Genomic DNA, 25,917 nt, shown 5'->3' with positions numbered 1-25,917 from the left:
CATGGCTACCGAGACCCCCGTCAAGACCCCCGCGAAGCCGGCGTCCCGCGCCTCCGGGGCCCCGCGCGAAGGCGCCGTCCTGAACGTCTTCTCCCAGGGCTTCCTGTGGCTGTGGTCGCTCATGGTCATCGTGCCCGTGGTGTGGATCGTGCTGTCCTCCTTCAAGACCACGCGCGAGATCGCCTCCGCGCCGCTGGCGCTGCCGGAGTCCCTGCACTGGCAGAACTTCGCCAACGCCTGGACGAACGGGCACATCGGCGCGTTCTTCCTGAACACGATCCAGGTCATGGTCTTCAGCGTCTCCGGGACGATGCTCCTGGGCGCGATGGCCGCGTACGTGCTGGCCAGGTACCAGTTCATCGGGAACCGGATCATCTACTTCGGCTTCGCCGCCGGCATGATGTTCCCGGTGTTCCTGGCGCTGTTCCCGCTGTTCAAGACTCTCGGGAACGTGGGCCTGCTGAACACGTACACCGGGCTGATCATCGTCTACATCGCGTACTCGCTGCCGTTCACGGTGTTCTTCCTGACCGCGTTCTTCCGCACGCTGCCCACGGGCGTGGCCGAGGCCGCGATCGTCGACGGCGCCGGGCACTACCGCCTGTTCTTCCAGGTGATGCTGCCGATGGCGAAGCCGGGCCTGATCGCGATCACGATCTTCAACATCATCGGCCAGTGGAACCAGTTCCTGCTGCCGCTGGTCCTCATGGGCCGCAACCCCGACGACGCCGTCATCTCCCAGGGCCTGGCGAACCTCGCCATGCGCCAGGGCTACGAGGGCGACTCGGGCGCGCTGTTCGCCGGGACCGTCCTCGCGATGATCCCGATCTTCATCGCGTACGTGCTGTTCCAGCGCCAGATCCAGGAGGGCCTCACCGCCGGGGCCATCAAGTAGCGCAGGGCCGGGCCCGCGCGCGGGCCCGGTTCGCGCAAACCACTTGCACCATCCGGCACACCCGTCACACAATCGACGGGTGACCACCGCATGCACCGTCGTCGACCGCCTGCCCACCCCCGCCGAGCACCGCCTGCTCGCCGAAGCCGTCGGATGGGGCGGCGCCTTCGACTGGGACACCCTGCCCGCGTCCCTCGCCGGATCGACCGCCGGCGTCGTCGCCCTTGACGGCGACCGCGTCGTCGGCATGGGCCGCCTCGTCGGCGACGGCGTCAAGTACTTCTACGTCCAGGACGTCGCCGTCCTCCCCGACGCCCAGGGCGCCGGGGTCGGCACCGCCCTCGTGCGGCGCCTCCTCGAACTCGTCGCGGCCACCGCGCCCGCCACCGCGTTCGTCGGCCTCTTCGCCACCGGCGACGCCGTGCCCCTCTACGAGCGCCACGGGTTCACCCGCGGCGACATGGACGGCATGTTCCGCCTCGTCGAGCCCGCATAGCGAGCCGCCGCCCGGGACGCCCCCTTCGCGTCCCGAGCGGCGGAAGGCGCCGGGGGTTCCGCAGCCCCCGGCGCCCGTCTACTCCACGGTGACCGAGTCGAACACCACGGCGCCCGGATCGGAGCCGTCGTGCGAGGTCGCGAACAGGCCGATCACCGCCCCGCCCGCCAGCTCCACCGTGCCGAACGCCGACCAGGCCGCCCCGTCGGCCGACCACGACGCCGTCACCGTGTCACCGGTCCGGCTGAGCCGCAGCCACATCGGCGCGCCCGCCGCCGTCCCGGCGACGTCCGTGTCGAACCCCGACTGGAGGTGCACGCCGTTCGCGGGCGTCACCGCCAGCAGCGCGTAGTCCGCGCCCTCCTCGGGCGCGGACTTCACCATGACCCCGGCCTTCGCCCAGTCGTCCGTGTCCTCCTGCGAGACCACCCGCGCCGTGATCTGCCCGTCGCCCGCCAAGGGCTGGTGGCAGTAGTGGAACTGGTCGGCGTCGCCCCAGACGTCGTCGCCGACGCCCGTGATCGTCCACGTGCCGCCCGAGTGCACCGCGTCGCCCGGCATCCGCGGCCCGCCCACATCCGCGCACGTCCACGGCTCCGGCACCGCCGGCGCCGCGTCGGCGATCGCGATCGAGTCGAACACGGCGGTGTTCGCCTCGCTCCCGTCGTGGGAGGTCACGAACAGCCCGATCGTCGCCGGGCCCGCCAGGACCGCGCTCGCGAACGGCTCCCACGCCAGGCCGTCGGGGGAGTGGTACGCGGTGACCTGCGACCCCTCCCGGACCAGCCGCAGCCACACCGGCGCCGCCGTGTCGGGGCCGTCCGCGTCGGTGTCGAACCCGGTCTGGAAGTGCACGCCCTCGGCGGAGGTCGCCATCGCCGCGGCGTAGTCCGCGCCCTCCTCGGGCGCGGACTTCACCATGACCCCGGCCTTCGCCCAGTCGTCCGTGTCCTCCAGCGACGCGACCCGCGCGATGATCTCGCCGTCGCCAGCGAGCGCCTTGTGGCAGTAGTGGAACTCGTCCGCGTCGCCCCAGATGTCGTCGCCGCCGCCGGTGAGCGTCGCCGTCCCGTCCGGGCCGAACGACGCCGAGCCGGCGATCGCCGGGGTCCCGACGTCCTCGCACGTCAGCTCCAGGTCCGCCGCCGCGACCTCGACCGAGTCGAACACCGCCGTGGAGAACCGCGTGTTGTCGTGCGCGGTCGAGAACAGCCCGACCCGCGCGCTCGCCGACATCGGCACGACCGCCGAGCCGATCACCTCCCAGGTCTCGCCGTCGTCCGACAGCTCGGCCGTGAACTCGTCCCCGGCGCGCGTCAGCCGCAGCCACGCCTCGCCGTCGACGTAGTCGAACCCGCCGCCGTCGGTCCCGAAGTCCGCCTGGAAGTGCGCCCCGTGGTCGGGGGTCACCGCGACCGCCGCGTACGCGGCGCCCTCCTCGGCCGCCTCCTTCACCATGACCCCGGCCTTCGCCCACGGGTTCGTCGCGTCCTGCGACGTCAGCCGGGCCGTGATCGACCCGTCCCCGATGAGCGGCCGGTGCACGAAGTGGAACTCGTCGGTCGCGTCCCAAATGTCCCAGCCCGCGCCGGTCACCGCGAACTCGCCGCCGCCGGCGCCCTCCGGATCGAAGCTGCTGAGCCCCAGCTGGGTCCGCTCGCCGATGTCCGTGGACTCCCACGGCGCCGGCGGGTACGGCAGCTCGGTGAACGCGGCGGTCACCTCGACGTCCTCGCCGGGGACGGTGAACACGTGCTGCTGCTCCGCGCCCGTCGACCAGCCCGCGAACTCGAACCGCGACCCGTCCGCGTACTGCGGCGACTCCGCGCCCAGCACGTACTCGGTGCCCACGACCATCCGCTTCACCGCGCCCGCCGAGGGCCGCCCGTCGAGCGTGAACTCCAGGCCCGGCGGGTCCGTGGCGAACGCGACCTCGACGGTGTTCGGGTGCACGTCGACGTACGCCGTGTCGGTGAGGCCGCCGGCGTCGGTGGCCGTCAGCGCGATCCGGTAGAACGTGTTGTCACCGCCGTGCGGCGCCCGCGGGATCTCGATCTCGCCCGAATCGCCCTCCGCGGGGCCGTAGAACGGGTGCACGTGGTCGGCGTGGTGGAACTGCACCGTCCACGACAGCGACGCCGCGCCGAGCGCCCCGTCCTCGGGGTCCGTCGCCGCGCCGGAGAACGCGATCACGTCGCCGCCGTCGTACGTCAGGCCCTCCTCCGGCGTCAGCACCACCGCCTCCGGCCGGGTGTTCCCCACCTGGACCTCCACTGTCGACTGCGCCGACTTGTCCCCGTCTGAGACCGTCAGCACCGCCTGGTAGACCCCGTCCGCGGTGTAGGTGTGCACCGGGTCCGCCTCGGTCGAGGCGCCGCCGTCGCCGAAGTCCCACGCGTACGTCAGCGGGTCCCCGTCCGGGTCCGACGAACCCGCCGACGAGAACTCGACCTCCAAGGGCGCGTAGCCGTTGTCCGGCGTCGCGGCCGCGGCCGCGACCGGCGTGCGGTTCCCGCCCGAGGGCGCGATCCGGTACAGCGCACCGGGGTAGATGTCCAACTGGTACAGCGCCCCGTCGGGGCCCGTCTGGAGCTCCACCGGCGTGCCCGCCTCGGTGTCGAAGTCGTGCACCGACACCACGGTCTCGAACGCCTCGTCCATCACCAGGTACTTCACGAACCCGAGCGTGTAGTCCGCGAAGAACACCGCGTCCTCGTACTCCTCCCCGAGCAGCCCGCCCTCGTACACCTCGACCGAGGAGATCGAGCCCGCGCTCGCGGGCGGCTCGGTGTGCGGGTAGGCGTACACCGGCTGCGCGTACGGGCAGTCCGCGCACACCCCCTCGACGTGCGGCCACCCGTAGTTCGCGCCGCGCTCGATGAGGTTGAGCTCCTCCCACTCCGAGCCGCCCACGTCGCCGGCGAGCACGCTCCCCGCATTCGGTCCACTGGGGACGAAGTCCCACCGGAACGAGTTGCGCAGCCCGTACGCCCACACCGACGGCTCCGCGCCCGGCGTGTCGACGAACGGGTTGTCCTCCGGGACCGACCCGTCGGGGTTGATGCGGTGCATCTTCCCGTGCACGTTCCCCAGGTTCGGCGGGTTCTGGTTGTTCGTGTTCATCCCGAGGGTCCAGTACAGCTTCCCGTCGGGGCCGAACTTGACGCTCCCGGAGTGGTGGAACACGTTCGCGTCCTGCTCCGACTGCACGAGCACCAGCTCCGTGTCCGGGTCGATCTCGTGCCCGGTCATCGTGAAGCGGCTCAACCGGTCCAGGTTGTCCGCGGCGGTGTACCCGACGTACACGTACCCGTTCTCCGCGAAGTCCGGGTCCAGCTCCAGCCCCAGCAGCCCCCGCTCGTCCGAGCCGGCGGTCGCCAGCTCGATGAGCGGGTGGCCGTGCAGCTCCCCGTCGTGGAGCAGCTGGATCGCGCCGTTCTTCTCCGCGATCAGGACGTCCCCGTCCGGCGTGAACCGGAACGACGTCGGCTCCTCCAGCCCGTCCACGACGAGCAGCTTCTCGAACTCCTCCGGGGGCGCGGCCTCCGCCGACCCCGGCGCCGTCAGCAGCGCGGCGGCGACGATCGCCCCGGCCCCCAAGCGGCCCAACCGCTCACCGAGCATGGGCGACCTCCTCGTCGACCTCGTCGGACGTGTCCAGCCCGTGGACCGTCAGCTCCCAGAAATGCCGCTTGCTGGGCCGCAGCAGCTGCCCGAACGCCTTGTACGCCGCCACGCTCATCAGCCCCCAGTACAGGGGCACGGTGAGCATCGCCCGCACCGCCGCGTACAGGCCGCGCTTGAGGCAGCCGAGCATCAGCGCGTAGCACATGAGCGCGTTGCCCGCGATCATCGCGAACATGCCGCCGTAGAGGACGACCGGCGGGAACAGCGGCTCCATCCACTCCGGCCCGAACACGAAGTACGACAGCGTCATCAGCCACATCACCGGGTTGATCAGCGTCGTCACCGTCGAGAACCCGAGCGTCAGGTGGATCGCCAGGGTCTTGCGCGTCCCCAGCTCCCGCCACAGCTTCAGCGGCTGCCGCGAGTGCACCAGCCACGTCTGCAGGTACCCCTTGATCCACCGGCTGCGCTGGCGGATCCAGTTGCCCAACGCTGAGTTCGCCTCCTCCTCGGTGACCGAGACGATCATCCGCACGTCCCAGCCGCGCCGGGCGATGCGGATGCCGAGGTCGGCGTCCTCGGTGACGTTGAACGGGTCCCAGCCGCCGAGGTCGCGCAGCGCGTCGATCCGGAAGTGGTTCGACGTGCCGCCCAGCGGGATCGCGAGGCGGTGGCGGTCCATGCCGTGCAGCGTCAGGCTGAAGTTGGTGGCGTACTCGGCCGAGAAGCACCGGGTGAGCCAGTTCGTCCACGGGTTCCAGTACTGGAGCTCGGCCTGCACGCACACCACCCGGTCCGGGAGCACCCGGAACGCCAGCGCGGCCTTGCGCAGCTGGTCGGGGTCGGGCCGGTCCTCGGCGTCGAAGATGACGCACAGCTCGCCGGTGGCGCGGGCCAGGCCGACGTTGCAGGCCTTGGGCTTCGTCTTCGGCTGCGTGTCGGGCACCACCACGGTGCGGAACGCCGGCCCGAGGTGCTGCGAGGCGAGCGCGGTGCGGGTCTCGCCGTCGTCGGCCTCGACCAGGAGCAGGATCTCGAGTTTCTCCTCCGGGTAGTCGAGGGCCGAGAGCCGGCGGACGAGCCCGGGGACGACCGCCGCCTCGCGGTACAGCGGCACCAGGACCGTGTACCGCGGCAGTTCGTGGTCCGGGAACGTCTCCAGCGCACCGGGTTCGAAGCGCATCGCGGTGGACCGGCCCGAGCCCATGACCATGGCGAGCTTGAAGCCGATGACGGCCAGGTACAGGATGATGAGGGCGAACATGCCGCCCTGGGCCCACTGGAGCGGGCTGGGCCCGAAGCCGGTGAGCAGGTCGACGGCGATCGCGGCGGCGATCGCGCCGGTGACGGTGAGCGCGAGGGCGGTCTGGCCCCGGGACAGGAGCGACTGGGCGCTGAGGCCGGCGGGCGGGGCGTCTGGGTTCACGCGGCACCGTCCTCGGCGCGGAAGACGAGGCGGTCGCCCTCGTCGTAGACCAGTTCGTAGTGGTCGTCGAGGGCCTCGGTGCCCCACAGGGCCTCCCAGACGTCGTCCTCGGCGCCCGGGGTGGCCCTCATGTAGATCCACTCGACCCCCGCGGTGTGCGGGTCCGCGAGCGCCTCCTCCCAGATCCGGTAGGAGCCTTCGTAGATGAGGGAGCCGGTGGGGACCTGGGACTCGAAGGTCACGGACTCGTTCTCGAAGGACATCATGAGGGTCGCGCCGCCGTCGTGGTGCTCGCGCAGCCACGCCGAGACGGCGGCGTTGTCGGCCTCCCAGCCGCTGGCGCGGTACTCGACGGCCTCGTCGAGGGTGACCGCGCCGTCGACGGCGAGGGTGGCGCCGACGACGGCGGCTCCTGCGAGGGTGCCGGCCGCGATGCGCCGGCCGGGGAGGCGCGGGACGAGCCTGCCGACGAGGTATCCGGCGAAGACCGCGGCGGGGATGAGCATGATGAGGCCGAAGCGCACGTTGTAGAGCGCGCCCATGACCTCCTTGACGTGGAGGGGCCGCTCGCCGGTGTACAGGGCCCACACGAAGAACGGCGCGAACACGAGCATCGCGTAGGGCACGAGCCACCGCGAGCGCAGCCGCCGGTGGACGGCGTAGAGGACGAGTCCGGCCAGGCCCATCGCGGCGGTGGCGATCCCGAGGTTGTGGAGCGAGGCGAGGCCGTAGGTCTCCATCGCGGTCGGCAGCGACCCGACGTTGGCCTCGCCCTCGGCGACCCACAGGGAGGAGTCGGCGTACTCGCCGGACTTCCAGTTCATCGCGTTCCCGAAGATCGCGAGGTTCCAGGCCATCCAGCCGAGGATGCCGGCGCCGGCGACGAAGCCGAAGACGACGAGCGACCCCTCGGTGTGGGAGTACCGGCGGTGGCGGCGCAGGGCGGTGAAGGCGACGATCGCGGCGGCGACGGCGCAGAGGATCCAGCCCTCGTAGCGGGTCAGGGTCGCGGCGAGGACGGCGCCGGAGGCCAGCGACAGGTCGCGCAGGCGCCCTTCGGTGCACCACTCGTGGAGGAAGTGGACGGCGACGATCGCGCATGCGAACAGCAGCAGCTCGGTCATGGCGGTGGCCTGGAGGTACAGCACGTTCGGGTTGAGCGCGAAGAGCCCGGCGGCGGTCAGGCCCCCGGCCCAGTGGCCCGAGAGCGACCTGGCGTGGGCGAACAGGAACCGCACGGCGACGACGTACGAGGCCATGGAGACGAACGCGCCGGCGAACCCGTTGAGGTACAGCCCCTCCCACAGCGACAGCGGGGCCGCGAGGAGGTGCGGCAGCGGCAGCCAGACGCCGCCGAGCTGGGCGAGCCCGGCGGTGGGGCTGTCGACGACGCGCCTGGCGATGAGGAGGTGCGAGTTGGCGTCCTTGTACGCCAGCAGGTACCCGTGGTCGGCGAAGTACAGGTAGGCGACGACCGCGGCCGCGCAGGCGGCGAGGGTGACGAGGGCCGCGCCGGGGTCCTTCGGGGTCGCGAGGCGCCGGACCCAGCCGAGGCGGCGGGCGTCGCGGACCATGTGGGCGTAGACGACCGCGAGGCTCACGAGGGACTTGACGACGACGGACAGGCGCGCGCCGGTCTGCTCGCCGTGCTCGCGCGGGTAGTGCTCGACGGGGTGCTCGACGATGCGGGCGCCGTCGCCCGAGATGCGGCACAGCAGCTCGGGGGAGATGGCGGCGGCCTCGCCGGACAGGCGCAGGTCCTGGAGGAGCGAGCGGTCGATGAGCTTGTACGCGCAGTCGACGTCGCGGCCGGGGACGCGCAGCAGGGTCTTGCACAGCAGCGTCCACACCTTGGCGTTGAGGCGGCGGCGCCACGGGTCGGCCCGGCGCCGGCGGTAGCCGATGACGGCGTCGGCGCGCTCCTCCCTCTTCTTCTCCCGCAGGCGCACCAGGTCCTCGGCGCGGAACTGGCAGTCGGCGTCGGTCAGCAGGATCTCGCGGAACCCGGTGCGCCGCAGCGCGGTCTCGAGCCCGGTGCGCACGGCGGCGCCGTAGCCCTGGTTGCGCTCGTGGTGGACCGCGATCACCCGTCCGGGGTGGGCCGCGGCGAGCCGGTCGATGATCGCGCCGGTGCGGTCGTCGCTGCCGTCGTCGACGACGACGACCGCGTGGGGGACGCCCTCGCGGACGAGGGTCGACAGGAAGTCCTGCACGGTCGAGGCGACGTTCGCCTCCTCGCGGTAGGCGGGCATGACCACCGCCACCCCGTCAGTCGGCGGCGGTGCCGCCGTTCGGACCGGTGAGTGCTGCGGCTGGTCGGCGATGATCGTCAAGGGAAGCTCCAAAGTGGTCGGTCTGGGCCGCCTTCCGGGGGCGGAAGACGAGGAAGTCGCTCGCGAGGTAGGTCAGGAGGGCCCCCGCGCACACCCCCGCCGCGGCGGCGGCGACCGGGGGCAGGTGGTCGGGGAACAGGGCCCGGGCGAGGGCGTAGACGCCCGTGTTGCAGGCCAGGCTCACCGCGACGGTGGCCTGGAAGGGCAGCCAGCGCCGGGTCCACGGGTCGCCCCGCGGCAGGCGCCGGTCGGCCCACGTGAAGTAGGTGGACAGGAGGAAGTTGACTTGGGCCGAGGCGAGGAACCCGGTCGCGTTGGCGGCCGGGCCGGGCACGCCCGCGCGCTCGAGGGCCAGGAGTATCCCGGCCTGTATTGCGAAACAGGTCAGGCCGACGCCTGAGAATCGGGCGAGCCGCACTATTTGCGGCCGGAGCCGACGCATTCGATAAGCCTCCTGAAGGCACGACGGATAAGCGCATCGACTCTTCTTCAATGGAGCGTCGTGCGTTCGGCGATTCTGGTTGTGAGGACCACCCTAGCGACTCTTGAACAGGCCATGTGCCCCAGCGCGAGCGGACCGGGATCACGGTGTGTCACTTGAAGGTCGGCAAATGTCCAGTTTGAGCGATTACGGGATCGCGCACGTCCATCGCGTATCCGATCGATTCGGACAAGTCGCGATTACAATTCCGCGAGAACTGTCGGGTAGTTGACGTTGCAGAATTGCCCGAACGGGGGATGACTGGGAAGTAGCTTTATCGGGTTCCCGGACAATGCGAAAGAATATGTTACTAAACCCGTTAGACGAAGGGTCTTTACAAGCTCGGGAATCTGTGCAAATATCGAAATTGATCGATCCTGCCCTCACTCAGGGGCCCAAGCGAAGGAGACGACGATGTCCTCAAGGTTGGCCGCGCTCGCGGCGGCGACCGCCCTCGCGACCGCGGTCCTCGGCCTCGGCGCCCCCGCCCCGGCGGAAGCCGCCGTCGTGCCGTTCGACAACGGCCAGACCATCACCGACACCTCCGGCAACCTCATGCACGCCCACGGCGGCGGCATGCTCAAGGTCGGCAACACCTACTACCTCGTCGGCGAGCAGCGCAACGACTACCTCTTCGACCAGGTCAGCATGTACAGCAGCACCGACCTCGTCAACTGGACGTTCCGCAACGACATCCTCAGCGCGGAGTCCGACCCCGACCTCTCGCCCGCGAACATCGAGCGGCCCAAGGTCGTCTACAACGCCGCCACCGGCAAGTACGTCCTCTGGGCCCACAAGGAGAACGGCGTCGACTACGGCGACGCCGAAGTGGCCGTGGCCGTCTCGGACACCGTCGACGGCGACTACGAGTACCAGGGCTCCTTCCGCCCCGCCGGATACGACTCCCGCGACATGACCCTCTTCGTCGACACCGACGGCACCGGCTACCTCATCTCCGCCGCCGACGTCAACTACGACCTCAACGTCTACCGGCTCACCGACGACTACCTCGCCGTCGACGAGCTCGTGCACGTCTTCGACGGCTACCACCGCGAGGCCCCGGCCGTGTTCCAGCGCAACGGGGTCTACTTCCTCGTCACCTCCGGCGCCACCGGCTGGAACGCCAACCAGACCCAGTACGCGACCACCACGAACTTCCCCGAGGGCGCCTGGTCGGGCTGGTCCAACGCCGGGAACTCCACCACCTACGGCTCCCAGCCGACCTTCGTCACCACCGTCCAGGGCACCGCGGGCACCAGCTACCTCTACATGGGCGACCGCTGGGGCCCCCAGTGGGGCGGCAAACCCATGGACAGCGAGTACGTCTGGCTCCCCATCGCGTTCCCCAGCAGCACCAGCATGTCCCTCACCTGGTACTCGACCCTGAACATCGACGCCGCCGCGGGCACCGTCCAAGGCGTCGTCGGCACCGACGACGGCAGCCCCTACTCCACCAAGTTCGTCAACGCGAACTCCGGCAGATGCGTCGACGTCCCCGGCGGCACCGGCACCGACGGGACGGCCCTCATCCAGTACGGCTGCTGGGCCGGCGCGCCCCAGGCCTTCACCTTCGACCCCGTCTACCCCGGCTCCAAGGTCGGCTCGATCGCCAACACCGCCACCGGCAAGTGCTGGGACGTCATGAACCAGTCCACCGCCAGCGGCGCCGCCGTCGGCCAGTGGGGCTGCTGGGCCGGCGGCAACCAGCGCTTCGCCCTCCGGCCCGCGGCCAACGGCAACTACCTCATCGTCGCGCAGCACTCCGGCATGTGCGTCTCGGTCGCCGGCTCCTCGACGGCGAACAGCGCCGCCATCGTGCAGCACCCCTGCACCGGCGCCGCGAACCAGCAGTGGGACGTCACCGCGCTCTAGCGCGCCCCGTGGCATCCGACCGCCGCCCGCGACGCTCGACCGCGGGCGGCGGTCCGCGCGCGTGTGTTCCCGGCCTCAGCCCGACCCCGCCGTTCGCCGCAGGTCCCTTGACCAGGCATAATCGAGAGGTTGCGCTTCGGCGCGGCAGCTCCCGGTCAGCGAGACCGGACGCCCGGGGCCGAAGGCCTGCACACAAGGGCACAGTATGCGAGTCGGGCCCGACGACGTCGGGCGCGGCGCTTAGCGAACGAAAGGAATCAGTCGAGTGACTGATCAACAGCAATCGGCCGGCGGCCGGGACGGCGGCGGCGCTGGCCGCGGCGGTCGCGGTGGCCGCGGCGGGCGTGACGGCGGACGCGGTCGCGACCGCGCCGAGAAGTCCCCGCACATCGAGCGCGTCGTCACCATCAACCGCGTCGCCAAGGTCGTCAAGGGCGGCCGGCGCTTCGCCTTCACCGCCCTCGTGGTGGTCGGCGACGGCGCGGGCAACGTCGGCGTGGGCTACGGCAAGGCCAAGGAAGTCCCCGCGGCGATCGCCAAGGGCGTCGAGGAGGCCAAGAAGAACTTCTTCACGGTCCCCCGCATCGGCGGCACCATCCCGCACGAGACGTTCGGCGAGGACGCGGCCGGCAAGGTGCTCCTGAAGCCGGCCTCGGCCGGTACCGGTGTCATCGCCGGCGGCCCCGTGCGCGCCGTGCTCGAGTGCGCCGGCGTCCACGACGTCCTGTCGAAGTCCCTGGGCTCCTCGAACGCCATCAACATCGTCCACGCGACGGTCAAGGCGCTCAAGCAGCTCGAATCGCCGGAGGCCGTCGCGGCCCGCCGCGGCATGCCGCTCGAGGACATCGCTCCTCAGGGCCTGCTGCGCGCCCGCGCCGAAGCCGCCCAGGCTGCGCAGGCGTAGGGGATCTGACATGGCACGTTTGAAGATCACCCAGCACAAGTCGGTCATCGGCGAGAAGCCGAAGGCCCGCGCGACCATCGAGACGCTCGGCCTTCGCAAGATCGGCCAGACCGTCTACAAGGAGGACCTCCCGCAGTACCGCGGCATGGTCCACCGCGTCCGTCACCTGGTCGACGTCGAGGAGGTCGAGTAGTCATGGCTATCCGCATTCATGACCTGCAGCCGGCTCCCGGCGCCAAGAAGGCCAAGACCCGCGTCGGTCGCGGTGAGGGCTCCAAGGGCAAGACCGCCGGTCGCGGCACCAAGGGCACCAAGGCCCGCAAGACCGTGCCGGCCGCGTTCGAGGGCGGGCAGATGCCCCTCCAGCTGCGCGTCCCGAAGCTCAAGGGCTTCAAGCCGCACAACAAGCTCGTCTACCAAGTGGTCAACCTCGACCGTCTCGTGGAACTCTTCCCCGACGGCGGCCAGGTCGGCCCGGAGCAGCTGATCGAGGTGGGCGTCCTCAACAAGAAGGAGCTCATCAAGGTCCTCGGCTCGGGCGAGCTCGAAGGCGTCAAGTTCGACCTGAAGGCGCACGCCTTCTCGGCTTCCGCGACCACCAAGGTCTCCGCCGCCGGCGGCTCGACCACCGTGGTGGACAAGAAGACCGGTGAGGCCCTCGCCGAGTAGGCGGGCAGACCGGATCGGACGAACACCTGATCTGCGCAAACGGGCCGGAGGGAACTCCGGCCCGTTTCGTCATGCTCAGTGCCGAATACGCTGCGTCCGAATGCGCCTGCTAGGCTCCCTTGGCGAGGGCCGCCGTCTTCCTCGGGCGCGTGACCCTCCCGCTACGAACTTCACACGCCCACTGGTAACGAAAGGTGTTGCACCGCAGCACCATGGGCCCCGCCAGGGGGTCTTGTTCAGGAGGAACCGCATTGCTCTCCGCCTTCATCAGCGCGTTTCGGACCCCGGATCTGCGCAAGAAGATCCTGTTCACCCTGATGATCATCGGTCTGTATCGTCTGGGTGCGCAGATGCCGAGTCCCGGCATCGACTATGCCGCGGTGCAGTCCTGCCTGAACATCCAGCCGACCGATGAAGCGGGCGTGTTCGGCCTCCTGAACCTCTTCACCGGTGGAGCGCTCCTCCAGCTGTCGGTCTTCGCGCTCGGCGTCATGCCGTACATCACCGCGTCGATCATCATGCAGCTGCTGACCGTGGTGATCCCCAGGCTCGAGCAGCTCCGCAAGGAGGGCCAGCCCGGCCAGGTCAAGATCACCCAGTACACCCGGTACCTGACGCTGGGCCTGGCCCTGCTCCAGGCCTCCGGCTACATCGCGCTCGCCCGGTCCGGCATCCTGTTCCAGACCGAGTGCCCGAGCCCGATCCTCCCCGACCTGTCGACCACCGAGGCGAACATCCCCTACTGGATGTCCGTGGTCACGGTCGTGGCCGTCATGGTCGCCGGCTCGGCGATCATCATGTGGTTCGGCGAGCAGATCACCGAGCGCGGCGTCGGCAACGGCATGAGCCTGCTGATCTTCGCGTCGATCGCCGCCCAGATGCCCGGCCAGTTCTGGTCCCTCCAGGAGTCCGAGGGCTGGTTCATGTTCGCCGTCATCGTGGGCCTGTGCATCGCGATCATGGTCGCGGTCATCTTCATCGAGCAGTCGCAGCGCCGCATCCCGGTGCAGTACGCCAAGAAGATGGTCGGCCGCCGGATGTACGGCGGCACCTCGACCTACATCCCGCTCAAGGTCAACCAGGCCGGCGTCGTGCCCGTCATCTTCGGCTCGTCGCTGCTGTACATCCCGACGCTGTTCCGCCAGCTCAACCAGAACAGCGACGCCCAGTGGGTCCAGTTCATCGACCGGTACCTGCTCAACCAGGGCTCCTGGGTCTACATCACGCTGTACGCGTTCCTGATCATCTTCTTCACGTACTTCTACGTGTCGATCACCTTCAAGGTCGACGACGTCGCCGAGAACATGAAGAAGGCCGGCGGGTTCATCCCGGGCGTGCGCCCCGGCAACCCGACCGCGACCTACTTGCAGCGAGTCCTGTCACGCCTGACCTTCCCGGGCTCGCTGTACCTCGCCGCGATCGCTATCCTTCCCAATCTGGCCATCATCGCGTTCGGTAACCAGCAGCTGTTCGCTCAGTTCGCGTTCGGCGGCACCTCGGTGCTGATCATGGTGGGCGTCGGCCTGGAGTCGGTCAAGCAGATCGAGTCCCAGCTGATGCAGCGCCACTACGAGGGCTTCCTGCGCTGACGCAGGATTGACCTCGGTGCCACAGCGCGGCCGCACCGGCCGCGCTATCGGCACGTTCGGCGAAGTTCGCCGAGGATCGGCACAGCACGACACGGGAGGAAATTCCTTTGCGACTGGTACTCGTAGGCCCGCCCGGGGCCGGCAAGGGCACCCAGGCGGAGATCATCGCCGAGCGGCTCGGCATCCCCAAGATCTCCACCGGCGACATCTTCCGCGCCAACGTCTCCGGCGGCACCCCCCTCGGCCTCAAGGCCAAGGAGTACATGGACGCCGGTGAGCTCGTCCCCGACGAGGTCACCAACGAGATGGTGGCCGACCGCCTCGCGCAGGACGACGCCAAGGACGGCTTCCTCCTCGACGGCTACCCCCGCAACACCGAGCAGGCGAAGGTCCTCGACGGCATCCTCGACGAGGCCGGCGTCGTCCTCGACACGGCCGTCGAGCTCGTCGCCAGCGACGACGAGGTGGTGCGCCGCCTGTCGGGCCGCCGCGTCTCCAAGTCCACCGGCAAGGTCTACCACCTGGAGTTCGACCCGCCGGCCGACCCCGACTCCGACGACCTCTACCAGCGCAGCGACGACAAGCCGGAGACGGTCAAGCACCGCCTGGAGGTCTACGCCGAGCAGACCGCGCCGCTCGTGGGCTTCTACGAGAAGCAGGGCAAGCTCGTCGAGATCGACGCGATCGGCGAGGTCGCCGAGGTGACCGAGCGCGCCCTGGCCGCCATCGGCGCCGCGGAGTAGCCGCCGTGTTCCGCCGTCGCGACCGGATCCAGTACAAGACCCCGGAGCAGATCCGCACCATGCGGGCCGCGGGACTCGTGGTGGCCGAGGTCCACCAGGCCATGCGCGAGTCCGCCGGTCCGGGCGTCTCGACGGCGGAACTCGACCGGATCGCCGAGGAGGTCATCCGCTCCTCCGGCGCCGTGCCCTCCTTCAAGGGCTACGACATCGGCTTCGGCCCCTACCCCGCCTCGATCTGCTCCTCGGTGAACGAGCAGGTCGTCCACGCCATCCCCGCGCGGGACGCCGTCCTGCGCGAGGGGGACCTCCTGTCGGTCGACGTCGGCGCGATCGTCGACGGCTGGCACGGCGACGCCGCGATCACCATCGAGATCGGCGAGGTCGCCCCCGAGCTGACCGCCCTGCGCGAGGCCTGCGAGGCGTCCATGTGGGCCGGCATCCGGGCCGCCGCGACCGCGAAGCGCCTCGGCGGGATCTCCCACGCCGTCGAGCACTCGGTGGAGCGCTCGGGGGAGTACGGGATCGTCACCGGCTTCGGCGGGCACGGCATCGGCACCGAGATGCACCAGGACCCCCACATCCTCAACTACGGCCGCCCCGGCGAGGGCCCGAAGCTCCGCCCGGGCATGGCCCTGGCGATCGAGCCCATGATCACCCTCGGCTCCCCGGACACGGCCGAGCTCGAGGACGGCTGGACCATCGTCACCGACGACGGCTCGGTCGCCGCCCACACCGAGCACACCATCGCCCTCTGCGAGGACGGCGTGTGGGTGCTGACGGCCCCCGACGGCGGTGTCGAACAGCTGGGCGAACTGGCTGCGAGCGCGGCTCGCGCTGAATAGGACTCCGGTGCCATAATGGCGTCGTGACCGAAGACCAGGGCAGGCTGCGCATCTCCAACGACGACCGCGACGAGGCGATCGCGCAGCTCCGCGCGGCCCTCGACGAGGGTCGGATCGACCTCGGCGAGTTCGACGAGCGTTCGATGGCCGCGTACAACGCGAAGACCAACGCCGAGCTCGACCTCATCTTCGAGGACCTGCCCGGCGGCCGTCCCAAGGTCGGCGAGGTCGTCCCCGCCCAGGAGGCCGCGGCGCCCGCCGCAGCGGCCCCGCCCGCCCGCCGCGGCAACCCGCTCAAGCGCCTGCCGGCCCTCCAGGGCCTCATCACGGTCGGCCTCATCACCACCGGCGTCTGGTTCGCGACCTGGATCGGCAGCGGCGAGATGCCGTACTTCTGGCCGATCTGGCCGATCCTCGGCCTGGGCATCGCCACCGTCCTCCAGGTCGTCAACCTCGGGTTCGGCGGCGATGACGACGATGACGACGACGACGACGGGGACCGCCGCGAGCGGGGCCACCGCCACGGCCACCACGGCGGCCACCACGGCAGCACCTCCCACTGACGCCCGCCCTCCGCACACCCATCCCCAAGGAGCCCGAATGTCCTCCCTCGAACGGTACGGCGACCGCACCATGCGGATCGGCAACCCCGAGCGCGGCGCCCTGACCGAGATCCTCCGCTCGGCCGTCGACCAGGGGTACATCGACCTCGACGAGTACGAGAAGCGCGTCGACGTGCTCCTCGCGGCCCAGACCGTCGGCGACGCCGAGGTCGTCCTCGCGGACCTGCCGTCCTACCAGCGCCTCCTGGAGGCCGAGGAGCCCGAGAAGCTCCGCACCCCCGACTGGATCAAGTGGATGTGGTTCGGGTTCTCGATCCCGATCGGCATCAACCTGGGCGTGTGGGTGGTCGTCGAGGCCCTCACCGAGAGCTCGATCTACTTCTGGCCCATCTGGGTCATGGTCCCGCTCCTGGTCGTCGGCGTCGCGCTCACGGGCGCGGAGCGCGGCATCATGCGCCCGGCCGAGGAGCGCAAGCGCAAGGAACGCCTGCGCCGCAAGCGGAACCAGCGGTAACCGGCCCCGGACATGCGAAAGGCCCTATGGCAATGCCATAGGGCCTTCTCTGATGGGGTGATCGACGGGACTTGAACCCGCGACCTCCTGGACCACAACCAAGCGTTCTACCAGCTGAACTACGACCACCATCGGGCTTCAACAAGGAAGCCGGGGACAATAATAGCCAGCGGGCCCCGAGTGGTGTCAACGGGGTTGGGTGTTCGGGGTCTCACCCGGGGTCTCGGCGAGCGTCGCCGCGGCCGCCTTGGCCTCCTCGCTCGTCGGACCGGGCAGTCCCACGAACACGGTGCGCCGGTAGTACTCCAGCTCCTTCACGCTCTCCTTGATGTCGGCGAGCGCGCGGTGGGCCAGGCCCTTGGGCGGCTGGTTGTAGTACACGCGCGGGTACCAGCGCCGGGTGAGCTCCTTGATCGACGACACGTCGATCATGCGGTAGTGCAGGTGCTCGTCGAGGCGCGGCATGTACTTGGTGATGAACGTGCGGTCCGTGGCGACCGAGTTGCCGCACAAGGGGGCCGTGCGGGCCTCGGGCACGTGCTGCTTGATGTACTGGAGCACCGCGTCCTCGGCCTCGGCCAGGCTGATCTCCGACGCGCGGACCTCGTCGGTGAGTCCGGACTTGGCGTGCATGTCGGCCACGAACGCGCCCATGTCGTCGAGCACGGCGCCGTCGCACGCGATCACGATGTCGACGCCGTCGTCCAGAGGGGTCAGGTCCGGTTCGGTGACGAGCACGGCGATTTCGATGAGGGCTTCGGTGTCCGGGTCGAGGCCGGTCATTTCGCAGTCGACCCACACAAGGCGTTCTTCTGTCACCCGGCCAACTCTACGCGCAGGCGGTCACGGGCGTGATCTTCGTGTCACGGGCCCGGAAGTCCCCCGCGGGGGCCGCGGGAGGCGCAGACTGGAGGGAACGAGGGGTGCTCGGAATCCGACATCAACAGCTGGGAATGGTGTTGCTTGTCACCGCTACCGTCCGCTATGGTGCGGGTATCAGAGCGTCGCCGCCTTCTCGGCCGGAAACCTAGTGATTCGGGCCGCAAAGAGATGATCTCTCAACTTTTTCAAGGTAAGGCGCGTGTACCCCTAGAGATTGAAGGTTTGCGATGAAGCAGACCGGAGACGATACCGTGACCAGGACTCGGGTCGCCCCGCCGCAACTTCGGTGAGGTGATCCCCGTCTCAGAGGCATCATGAGCGTCCGCCGCACCCGTCCCTGTGACGGGAGCCGTGAACCGAGCATAGCCCGAGAGACCGGTTTGCGGGATTGTGCGACGGCCCGGAAGGGCACTCGTTGGCATCGATTCCGTAACCGTGGCGCATCGAACACCGGGGCACGGAATTCCACGCAACGAAGCGGTCGTTGTAACTGGTACACCGTTCACGCGGTGTCGGGGGACGAGGAAGCTGGAGGAGACCTTGAGCGTGGATACTACTGAAACACCCACCCTCACCACCCAAGAGGTCGCTGAGGAACGAGACCTTGTAGGCGTCTACCTGCACGAGATCTCGAAGACGCCGCTGCTCGACGCGGCCGCCGAGGTCGACTTGGCGAAGGCGGTCGAGGCGGGTCTGTTCGCGAAGCACCTGCTCGGTGAAGGGGAGACCTTCGGCGCGGCCTCCGAGAAGGAGCTCAAGCGCCTGATCGAGGACGGCGCGCGCGCGAAGGAGCAGTTCATCAAGGCGAACCTGCGGCTGGTCGTGTCGATCGCCCGCCGGTACGTCCGCTCCGGAATGCCGATGCTCGACCTGATCCAGGAGGGCAACACCGGTCTGGTGCGCGCGGTCGAGAAGTTCGACTACGCGCGCGGCTTCAAGTTCTCGACGTACGCCACGTGGTGGATCCGCCAGGCCATCAGCCGGGCGATCGCCCAGCAGGAGCGCACCGTGCGCCTGCCGGTGCACCTGGTCGAGGACGTCAACCGGATGCGCAACGTCACCCGCCAGCTCACCCGTGAGCTCGGCGGCGACCCGGAGCCCGACCAGGTGGCCGCCGCACTCGGCGTCACGGTCGAGCGGGTCAACGAGCTCATCCGCTGGAGCCAGGACACCGTCTCACTGGACACGCCGATCGGCGACGACGGCGACACCAACCTCGGCGACCTCGTCGCCGACTCCGACGAGCCCAGCCCCGAGGACGTCGTCCTCGCCGGCATGGAGCGCCAGCGCATCGAGATGATGCTCAACCACCTCGACGAGCGCTCGGCCGGCATCGTCAAGGCCCGCTACGGGCTCGAAGACGGCCGCGAGCACTCGCTCACCGAGGTCGCGCACCGGTTCCACCTGTCGCGCGAGCGCATCCGGCAGCTGGAGATCCAGGCGCTGGCCCGCCTCAAGGAGCTCGCCAACGACCAGGTCATGGCCGAGGCGGCTTGAAGGCGTAAGTAAGGGAATCTGACGGCGAAGGGCCGGGGCATCAGCCCCGGCCCTTTCCGTATGCATTTGTCGCTGTCGCTGTCGCTGTCGCTGTCGTTGTCCCGCCGGCCGCCTTCGCGCCGGCCGGCCGTGTCGCACCCGCCGGGCACGCTTGCAAGCGGGGGCGGATGCGAACACGAGCGCCGCTCGCGCGGCGCGGCGGCCGATCAGACGCGGCGGTAGCCGTCGATCGACATGCCCATGTCGAGGTCCGAGATCTTCACGACGTCGCCCGGCTTGGGCGCGTGGATGACCTGGCCGTCGCCGATGTACATCGCGACGTGGTTCTGGCCGTTGTAGAAGACCAGGTCGCCGGGCTTGAGCTCGTCGCGGCTGATGCCGCTGGTCTCGTCCCACATCGTCCACGTGGAGTGGGTCAGGGAGATGCCCGAGACGTCGTAGGCGCCGGCGATGAGGCCGGAGCAGTCCCAGGTGTCGGGGCCCGCGGCGCCGAACACGTACGACTCGCCGAGCTGGTCCTTCGCGAACTGCACCGCGGCGGTGGCGGCGTCCGAGCTGTACTCGGCGGAAGAGTCGGAGGACGACGACGAGGAGGAGGACTCCGCCTCGGCCGCGGCGGCAGCTTCGGCCTCGGCCGCAGCCTCGGCGGCTGCGGCGGCCTCGGCCTCGGCGGCCTCGTCGTAGGCCGCCTGGGCCTCCTTGATCTGCGCGTCGAGGGTGCCGACCTGCGCCTGGAGCTCGGTGATCTGCGGCTCGAGCGCGTCGACGGTCTCGGCCGCGGTCTGGGCCTCGGCGTACTTGTCGGACTGCTCCTGCGCGTACGCCACGAGCGTGGAGACCTTCGCGCCGAGCTCGTCCTCGGCGGACTCGACCGCGGCGGTGACGTCGAGGAGCTGGGCGCCGGTGGTGCCGTAGTCCTCGGAGGTGGCGGTGATGACGGCCTGCGCGGCGGTGAGCTGCGCCTGGAGGCCGTCGAGGGAGGCGCCGGCGTCGGTGCGCTGCGATTCGAGGTCCTCGAGGTGGTCCTCGATCTCGGAGGCGGACGCGGTGTCGTACTCGATGTCGGCCGCGTGGGCCCGGCTGCCGGCGAAGGCGGTCACCAGCCCGACGGTGGCGACGGTGACGCCGGCGTAGGCGGCGATGCGGCGGAGGATCGCGGCGGCGCGCGATCGGTGGTCGATGTCAGTGCAGGCTTGAGCCACCAGGTGGCCTTTCTTCCTCGGCCGCCTACCGGGTTAGCTGTCGGGTTCGGGCAGGGAAGATCGCCCTACCCGCGCAGGCGATGCGGCCTGAGCGGGATTCACCCCGTGCGCCGTCTGATGGGGGGAACGGCGCGGCTGGGTCCCCGGCCCGCGCTGCGGTGTCTCGCCCCGTACCGGGAGGAACGGGCGTCATGCGCGGCGCGGCTCGGCGGTCCGGACGGGTGGGTCTCTGGGGGAGCCCTGAGGACCCGACCGGAACAGGCGCCGACGCTAATACAGGGTGACCCGCATCGCCAAGTCCGCTGTGAGGGCCCTCACCCGTGGAGACCGGACAGCGGTGACGCGACGGGAGACAGGGCCACTATCCTGCGGGTTTATTGTCCGAACGGGCTACTCGCGGGTAGGCCGTCCGCCGGGACGGTTCGCCAGGGGCCGTCGCAGCGCCGGGCGCCCCGCTTTCGAGCGGTCCGGCAGCACCCGGCGGCCGGCCCGCGGGCGGGTCGTCAGAAGCTCCGCAGGGACCGCGGCGGCGGCGGGGACTGGATCGCGGTGGCGTCGGTGGCCGGGGCCGCGCCGCCGATGTACTCGCTGAGCTCGGCGCCCTCGACGACGCGGCACGGGAAGGCCGCGCCCGCGCAGCGGCGCCGGAGCGCGGCGATCGGCAGCTCCGCGGCCGAGGCCGCGGCGACCACGTTCCCGAACCGGCGCCCGCGCAGGACCGCGGGCTCGGCCATGACCGCCACGTGCGGCCACACCTCCCGCATCGCCGCGAGCGCGGGCTTGAGGAACGTCATCTGCCCGCCGTCGCACAGGTTCGCCGCGTAGTGCCCGCCCGGGCGCAGCACCCGGTCCGCGGCGCGCAGGAACTCGACGCCCGTGAGGTGCGCGGGCACCCGCGCCCCGTCGTAGACGTCGGTGATGACGAACTCGTAGCTGCCCTCGGGCGCCGACTCGACCGCCGCGCGGGCGTCCGTGCGGCGGATCTTCACCTTGACGCCGCGCGGCAGCGGGGCCTCGGCCCGCACCAGCTCGATGAGCGCCTCGTTCGTCTCGACCGCCTGCTGGTAGGAGCCCGGCCGCGTCGCCGCCGTGTACCGCGCCAGCGCGAGCCCGCCCGCGCCCAGGTGCAGGACCCGCAGCGGCCGCCGCGGCTCGGCGGCGGCGTCGACGAGGTACGCGATCCGCTGCATGTACTCGGCGTCCAGGTACGTCGGGTCGTCGAGGTCGACGGTCGCCTGCACGACCTCGTCGTAGACCAGGTGCAGCAGGTTCGGGCGGTCGGGGTCGCGGTCGAAGCGGAGCGCGTCCTTCATGGCGGAGCCGTTCGTGATCGGGGGAGGCGAGCGTATCGGGCGGCCGGGCCCTACGCCCCGGGACCCTGCGACGCCTGCGTCCGGGCCGAGGCCGCGATGTGGGCGATGCGCCGCAGCGCCGCGAACACCGTCTCGCCCAGGACGGTCGCGACCACCGCCTGCTCGACGTCGACGCCCTCGACCTTCGAGGCCTCCGCGATCGCCTCCATGTCCGCCGACGCCAGCGCCGCGGCCGCGTCGGCGTAGTGCCCCAGGACCTCCTGCGGGTCGGGGTTCCCCAAGCGGTAGAACGCGCTCAGGGCCGTGACCATCGCGTCGCGGTACATCGGCGGTGCCACCTCGGCCCACCCGTACTCGCCCAGCAGCTGGTCCACGGTCCGCTCCGCGGCCTCCGTCGTGCCCTCGCTCGCCAGCGAGAACGCCGGGTCGCGGTGCGTCGCCGCGAGCGCCGCGCCGAGCGCCTGGAACGCCGAGTCCTGATGGCGCGCAAGCACGGTCAGCACCTCGCCGATCTGCGCCACCGACAGCCCGGCGGTCTCCGAGAGCGCCCGGATCAGCGTCAGCCGGTGCACGTGCGCGGGGCCGTACTCGACGGTGTTCCCCTCGCCGTGCTCGCCGGGCTGGAGGAGGTGCTCACGCAGGTAGTACTTGATGGTGGCGGCCGGAACGCCGGTCCTGTCCGACAGCTCGCCTATGCGCATACGAGGCAGTCTATGACGGAATGCGCGCGCGCGTTACCGTTGAGCGACGGCCGGATCCCCGCCCCGAACCCCACCCCGCCGGAAAGGCGCTGGTCGATGCATGACCTCCGAACCGCCCTCCTCGAAGAGCTCCGCGAGATCGCCGCGCGGCCGGTCCCGGACTTCGACCCCGCGCTGGCCGACGACTTCGCCGCGACCGGCCGCCGCCTGCCGTACGAGTCCCAGTACTTCGCGCGCCGCCGCCACCTCGCGGCCCTCGCGATCACCGGGGAGGCCGCCGCGCTGTCCTCGCTGATCAAGGACGTGTGCCAGGAGCGGTCCTGGGCGCTGCCCGCCCACTGGGGCGAGGACTTCGACCCGCGCACCTGCGTCGACCTGTTCGCGTGCGAGACCGCGCAGACCCTCGCCGAGATCCTGCGCCTGCGCGAGGACGTCGAGGGCCGCGAGCAGATCGAGGCCGAGATCCGCGAGCGCGTGCTCGACCCGTTCTTCGAGTCCGAGTTCCCGCTCTGGTGGGAGCTGCGGATCTCCAACTGGACCGCCGTGTGCGCCGGCGCGGCCGGGATGGCCGCGCTCGCGCTCGGGTACGACACCGACGTCGTGCGCGCCCGCGTCCTCCCCGCCCTCCAGAGCTACCTGTTCTCCTTCGGGCCCGACGGCGGCTGCGTCGAAGGCGTCTACTACTGGATCTACGGCTTCGGGTACTTCACGTACTTCGCCGAGGCCTGGCGCGAGGCCACCGGCGAGGACCTCCTCGAAGGCAACGAGGCCATCGCCGCGTTCCCCGCCCGCGCCCAGCTCCACCCCGGGTCCTTCGCGACGTTCGGCGACACCGACGCCGACCCGTTCCTGCCCGCCGGGCTCCTCACCCGGCTCCACGACCGCCTCGGCGTCGAACTGCCCGCCGCGTCCCGCCCCCAGGCCTTCGCCGAGGACGAGTGCGCGCGCTGGGCCCCGCTGACCCGCACCCTCGAGTGGGGGCGCCCGCTGCCCGAGTCGATCGAGCCCTCCCGCACGCTCCTGCCCGAGGTCGGCTGGTTCGTCGAGCGCCGCCGGATCGGCCGCCGCATGTGGGCCCTCGCCGTCAAGGGCGGCTACAACGAGGAGCCCCACAACCACCTCGACCTCGGCTCGTTCATCATCGCCGTCGACGGCGAGCAGCTCCTCTGCGACGCCGGGGCCGGCGAGTACACCGCCGCCTACTTCGGCCCAGAGCGATACGAGCAGGTGCACCCCTCGGCCGCGTGGCACTCCGTGCCCACCGTCGAGGGCGCCGCCCAGCAGCCCGGCGAGGACTCCCGCGCCGAGCTTGTGGACGGCCCCGACGGCGTCGAGGTGTACGTCGACGCGTACGGCGACGGCGCCCTCATCCGCAAGTTCGCGTGGAAGGGCGAGCGGATCACGTTGCGCGACTTCGGACCCGAGCTCACCGAGTCGTTCGTCAGCCGCATCCGCCCCGAGCTCGAAGGCGACCGGGCGGTCTGGACCGGCGAGCGCGGCAGCCTCGTCCTCCACGGCCTCAACCCCGAGGACGCCGTCGTCGACTCGGTCGACACCGTCGACCACCGCGGCTTCCACGACCGGCTATGGGCGCTCCGCTTCGGCCTGCCCGCGGAGACCTCCCGCCTCCGCTTCGAGCTGCTCTAGGAGCCCGTCGGCCTTGAGGCGCCGGCGGGCGGCCGCGATCGCCTCCTTGGTGTGCTCGAACAGGCGGCCCTGCTGCCACAGCGGCTCCAGGACGCCGAGGGCCTCCAGCGGCTTCGCGTGCACCGGTTCGAGGCCCGAGAGGTAGACGGCGATGCCGCGGTGCTCCAGGCGCTTGATCGCGTCGGCGAGGACCGTCGCCCCCGAGGCGTCCATCGTGGACACACGGCTCATGCGCAGGACCACCACCCGCACGTCCGCCACGTCCAGGAGCTGCAGCAGGAACCGGTGCGCCGCCGCGAAGAACAGCGGCCCCTCCAGCCGGTACGCCACGATGTGCTCGTGCAGCAGCGCCGCCTCCTCGTCGTGGTGGTCGCCGTGGTCGATCGGCTCCTCCTCCACCGACACCGACCGCGAGATCCGCCCCAGCGCGAGCAGCCCCGCGAGCGCGATCCCCACCGCCACCGCCCACACCAGGTTGCCGAGCACCGTCGCGGTCAGCGTCAGCCACATGACCGCCGCGTCCGCCCGCGTCGACCGCGCCAGCGCCAGCATCGAGCCGACCTCGATCATCCGGATCGACGTCGCGATGAGCACGCCCGCGAGCGCCGCCAGCGGCACGTGCGCGACCAGCGGCGCCAGCGCGAGCATCATGAGCGCCAGCACCAGCGCGTGCGTCAGCGACGCGAGCCGGCCGGCCGCCCCGGACCGCACGTTCACCGCCGTGCGCGCGAGCGCCCCCGAGGACGGCATCCCGCCGAAGAACGGCGTCACCAGGTTCGCCACGCCCTGCCCCAGCAGCTCCCGGTCCGGGTTGTGGTGCCGGCCCACCGTCATGTTGTCCGCCACCGTGGCCGACAGGAGCGACTCCAGCGCGCACAAAGCGCAGATCGCGATCGCGGCCGCCACCAGCTCGGGGGCCTCCGCCGCGAAGTCGAGGAACCCGGCCTCGGGGGCCGGGATGGTGCGGGGGAGCGACCCGATGACGTCCACGTCGAGGTCCGCGAACCACACCATCGCGGTCGCCGCGACCACCGCGAGCAGCGGCGTGGGGATCTGCGAGTGCAGGCGCGAGCCGAGGAGGATCGCGGCGACCACGCCGGCCGCGACCGCGACCGGCGCCCAGTCCGGCGCGGCCGCGAACGTCCGCACCGACTCCCACGCGCCCGTGATCAGGTGCGCGTTCTGCGACGGCAGCCCCAGCGACGGCGGCAGCTGCTGCACCGCGATCACCACCGCGACGCCCGCGGTGAACCCCTCGACCACCGGGACGGGCACGTACCGCGCGTACCGGCCCGCGCCCAGCAGCGCGAGCGCGACCAGCATGATCCCGGCCATGATCCCCACGAGCATCACGCCCGTGTGCGAGTGCGTCGCCGCGAGCGGCACCAGGACCACCGCCATCGTCCCGGTCGGGCCCGTGACCTGGAGGTTCGAGCCGCCCAGGAGCGCGGCGAGGACCCCGGCGATGATCGAGGTGATGAGGCCCGCGAAGGCCCCCAGACCCGAGGCGATCCCGAACCCCAGCGCCAGCGGCAGCGCGACGACCGCGACGGTGAGCCCGGCGAGGAGGTCGGTGTGCCAGTGGCGGCTGACGTGCGCGAAGTCGGACCGTTCGGGAAACAGCTGTCGGAACCGTCGGCGTTTCGTGTCAGTTGTCTCTCGTAGCGTGGTCATGAGCGTATTGTCCCGTCCGGTGGTCCGCGAGCACGCCTCCAACGCGC

At 70.7% G+C, this 25,917-nt stretch carries 22 protein-coding genes, 1 tRNA gene and 1 riboswitch; of the genes, 13 read left to right on the top strand and 10 right to left on the bottom strand.

Going from position 1 to position 25,917, the window contains the following annotated elements; translation table 11 throughout:
* Nucleotide 1 precedes the first annotated feature (1 nt).
* Complete coding sequence (locus tag ABD419_RS12965; protein ID WP_344487018.1) at nt 2–895, top strand: carbohydrate ABC transporter permease; 894 nt, start codon at nt 2–4, stop codon at nt 893–895.
* Nucleotides 896–974: 79 nt separating this feature from the next.
* On the top strand, nt 975–1,391 hold the full coding sequence (locus ABD419_RS12960; protein ID WP_344487016.1) for a GNAT family N-acetyltransferase: 417 nt from the start codon (nt 975–977) through the stop codon (nt 1,389–1,391).
* Nucleotides 1,392–1,469: 78 nt separating this feature from the next.
* Here ABD419_RS12960 and ABD419_RS12955 read toward each other — a convergent pair whose 3' ends face one another.
* The 4 genes from ABD419_RS12955 to ABD419_RS12940 are packed head-to-tail and all read right to left on the bottom strand — an operon-like array spanning nt 1,470 to nt 9,219.
* The gene (locus ABD419_RS12955) at nt 1,470–5,015 is read right to left on the bottom strand and encodes a PQQ-dependent sugar dehydrogenase (protein ID WP_344487014.1); all 3,546 of its coding nucleotides are present in this window, start codon (nt 5,013–5,015) and stop codon (nt 1,470–1,472) included.
* On the bottom strand, nt 5,005–6,444 hold the full coding sequence (locus ABD419_RS12950; RefSeq protein ID WP_344487012.1) for a glycosyltransferase family 2 protein: 1,440 nt from the start codon (nt 6,442–6,444) through the stop codon (nt 5,005–5,007). Before ABD419_RS12950 ends, ABD419_RS12955 begins: the two co-directional genes overlap by 11 nt.
* Nucleotides 6,441–8,696: a glycosyltransferase gene (locus ABD419_RS12945; RefSeq protein WP_344487010.1), complete on the bottom strand. Its 2,256-nt coding sequence runs from the start codon at nt 8,694–8,696 to the stop codon at nt 6,441–6,443. The genes ABD419_RS12950 and ABD419_RS12945 overlap by 4 nt, the downstream gene beginning before the upstream one ends.
* Nucleotides 8,697–8,712: 16 nt before the next feature.
* A complete protein-coding gene (locus tag ABD419_RS12940) occupies nt 8,713–9,219 on the bottom strand; it encodes a GtrA family protein (RefSeq protein WP_344487008.1) in 507 nt (168 codons plus the stop codon).
* Between the two features lie 453 nt (nt 9,220–9,672).
* Between ABD419_RS12940 and ABD419_RS12935 the strand changes: the two genes are divergently transcribed.
* From ABD419_RS12935 to ABD419_RS12895, 9 genes are all read left to right on the top strand, one after another.
* Entirely contained in the window at nt 9,673–11,130 is a 1,458-nt protein-coding gene (locus tag ABD419_RS12935; RefSeq protein ID WP_344487006.1) for an RICIN domain-containing protein, read from the top strand.
* A 265-nt stretch (nt 11,131–11,395) separates the two neighbouring features.
* Entirely contained in the window at nt 11,396–12,034 is a 639-nt protein-coding gene (rpsE, locus tag ABD419_RS12930; RefSeq protein ID WP_344487004.1) for a 30S ribosomal protein S5, read from the top strand.
* A 10-nt stretch (nt 12,035–12,044) separates the two neighbouring features.
* Nucleotides 12,045–12,227: a 50S ribosomal protein L30 gene (gene rpmD / locus ABD419_RS12925; RefSeq protein ID WP_091053631.1), complete on the top strand. Its 183-nt coding sequence runs from the start codon at nt 12,045–12,047 to the stop codon at nt 12,225–12,227.
* A gap of 2 nt (nt 12,228–12,229) precedes the next feature.
* Complete coding sequence (gene rplO / locus ABD419_RS12920) at nt 12,230–12,703, top strand: 50S ribosomal protein L15 (RefSeq protein ID WP_344487002.1); 474 nt, start codon at nt 12,230–12,232, stop codon at nt 12,701–12,703.
* Between the two features lie 251 nt (nt 12,704–12,954).
* The gene (gene secY, locus ABD419_RS12915) at nt 12,955–14,292 is read left to right on the top strand and encodes a preprotein translocase subunit SecY (RefSeq protein WP_091053629.1); all 1,338 of its coding nucleotides are present in this window, start codon (nt 12,955–12,957) and stop codon (nt 14,290–14,292) included.
* A 107-nt stretch (nt 14,293–14,399) separates the two neighbouring features.
* Entirely contained in the window at nt 14,400–15,035 is a 636-nt protein-coding gene (locus ABD419_RS12910; protein WP_344486999.1) for an adenylate kinase, read from the top strand.
* A gap of 5 nt (nt 15,036–15,040) precedes the next feature.
* Nucleotides 15,041–15,877, top strand: coding sequence for a type I methionyl aminopeptidase (gene map, locus ABD419_RS12905; RefSeq protein WP_344486997.1), 837 nt, complete (start codon nt 15,041–15,043; stop codon nt 15,875–15,877).
* 23 nt (nt 15,878–15,900) lie between these two features.
* A complete protein-coding gene (locus ABD419_RS12900) occupies nt 15,901–16,440 on the top strand; it encodes a DUF1707 SHOCT-like domain-containing protein (protein WP_344486995.1) in 540 nt (179 codons plus the stop codon).
* A 37-nt stretch (nt 16,441–16,477) separates the two neighbouring features.
* Nucleotides 16,478–16,954, top strand: coding sequence for a DUF1707 SHOCT-like domain-containing protein (locus ABD419_RS12895; RefSeq protein WP_344486993.1), 477 nt, complete (start codon nt 16,478–16,480; stop codon nt 16,952–16,954).
* Nucleotides 16,955–17,007: 53 nt separating this feature from the next.
* Here the strand turns inward: ABD419_RS12895 and ABD419_RS12890 are convergent.
* Nucleotides 17,008–17,083: transfer RNA gene (locus tag ABD419_RS12890), tRNA-His, on the bottom strand.
* Nucleotides 17,084–17,140: 57 nt separating this feature from the next.
* Nucleotides 17,141–17,773: an oligoribonuclease gene (gene orn, locus ABD419_RS12885; RefSeq protein ID WP_344486991.1), complete on the bottom strand. Its 633-nt coding sequence runs from the start codon at nt 17,771–17,773 to the stop codon at nt 17,141–17,143.
* A 609-nt stretch (nt 17,774–18,382) separates the two neighbouring features.
* On the opposite strand from orn, the gene ABD419_RS12880 reads away from it, so the two are divergent.
* A complete protein-coding gene (locus ABD419_RS12880) occupies nt 18,383–19,333 on the top strand; it encodes a sigma-70 family RNA polymerase sigma factor (protein WP_245712345.1) in 951 nt (316 codons plus the stop codon).
* A gap of 206 nt (nt 19,334–19,539) precedes the next feature.
* Here ABD419_RS12880 and ABD419_RS12875 read toward each other — a convergent pair whose 3' ends face one another.
* The 3 genes from ABD419_RS12875 to ABD419_RS12865 all read right to left on the bottom strand — a co-directional run bounded on the left by ABD419_RS12875 (nt 19,540) and on the right by ABD419_RS12865 (nt 22,549).
* A complete protein-coding gene (locus tag ABD419_RS12875; protein ID WP_344486982.1) occupies nt 19,540–20,535 on the bottom strand; it encodes a C40 family peptidase in 996 nt (331 codons plus the stop codon).
* Between the two features lie 7 nt (nt 20,536–20,542).
* Nucleotides 20,543–20,706: riboswitch (cyclic di-AMP (ydaO/yuaA leader) on the bottom strand.
* Between the two features lie 332 nt (nt 20,707–21,038).
* Nucleotides 21,039–21,848: a spermidine synthase gene (locus ABD419_RS12870; RefSeq protein WP_344486979.1), complete on the bottom strand. Its 810-nt coding sequence runs from the start codon at nt 21,846–21,848 to the stop codon at nt 21,039–21,041.
* Between the two features lie 50 nt (nt 21,849–21,898).
* A complete protein-coding gene (locus ABD419_RS12865; RefSeq protein WP_344486976.1) occupies nt 21,899–22,549 on the bottom strand; it encodes a MerR family transcriptional regulator in 651 nt (216 codons plus the stop codon).
* 96 nt (nt 22,550–22,645) lie between these two features.
* On the opposite strand from ABD419_RS12865, the gene ABD419_RS12860 reads away from it, so the two are divergent.
* Nucleotides 22,646–24,196, top strand: coding sequence for a heparinase II/III domain-containing protein (locus tag ABD419_RS12860; RefSeq protein ID WP_344486973.1), 1,551 nt, complete (start codon nt 22,646–22,648; stop codon nt 24,194–24,196).
* Here the strand turns inward: ABD419_RS12860 and ABD419_RS12855 are convergent.
* Nucleotides 24,134–25,870, bottom strand: coding sequence for a SulP family inorganic anion transporter (locus tag ABD419_RS12855; RefSeq protein WP_344486970.1), 1,737 nt, complete (start codon nt 25,868–25,870; stop codon nt 24,134–24,136). The two genes, ABD419_RS12860 and ABD419_RS12855, sit on opposite strands and share 63 nt — an antisense overlap.
* Nucleotides 25,871–25,917: the final 47 nt, after the last annotated feature.

It is taken from the genome of Glycomyces endophyticus, from assembly GCF_039531525.1.
GTDB lineage: Bacteria > Actinomycetota > Actinomycetes > Mycobacteriales > Micromonosporaceae > Glycomyces > Glycomyces endophyticus.
The sequence above is the reverse complement of the archived record's forward strand: the minus strand, read 5'-3'. Positions and strand labels throughout refer to the sequence as shown.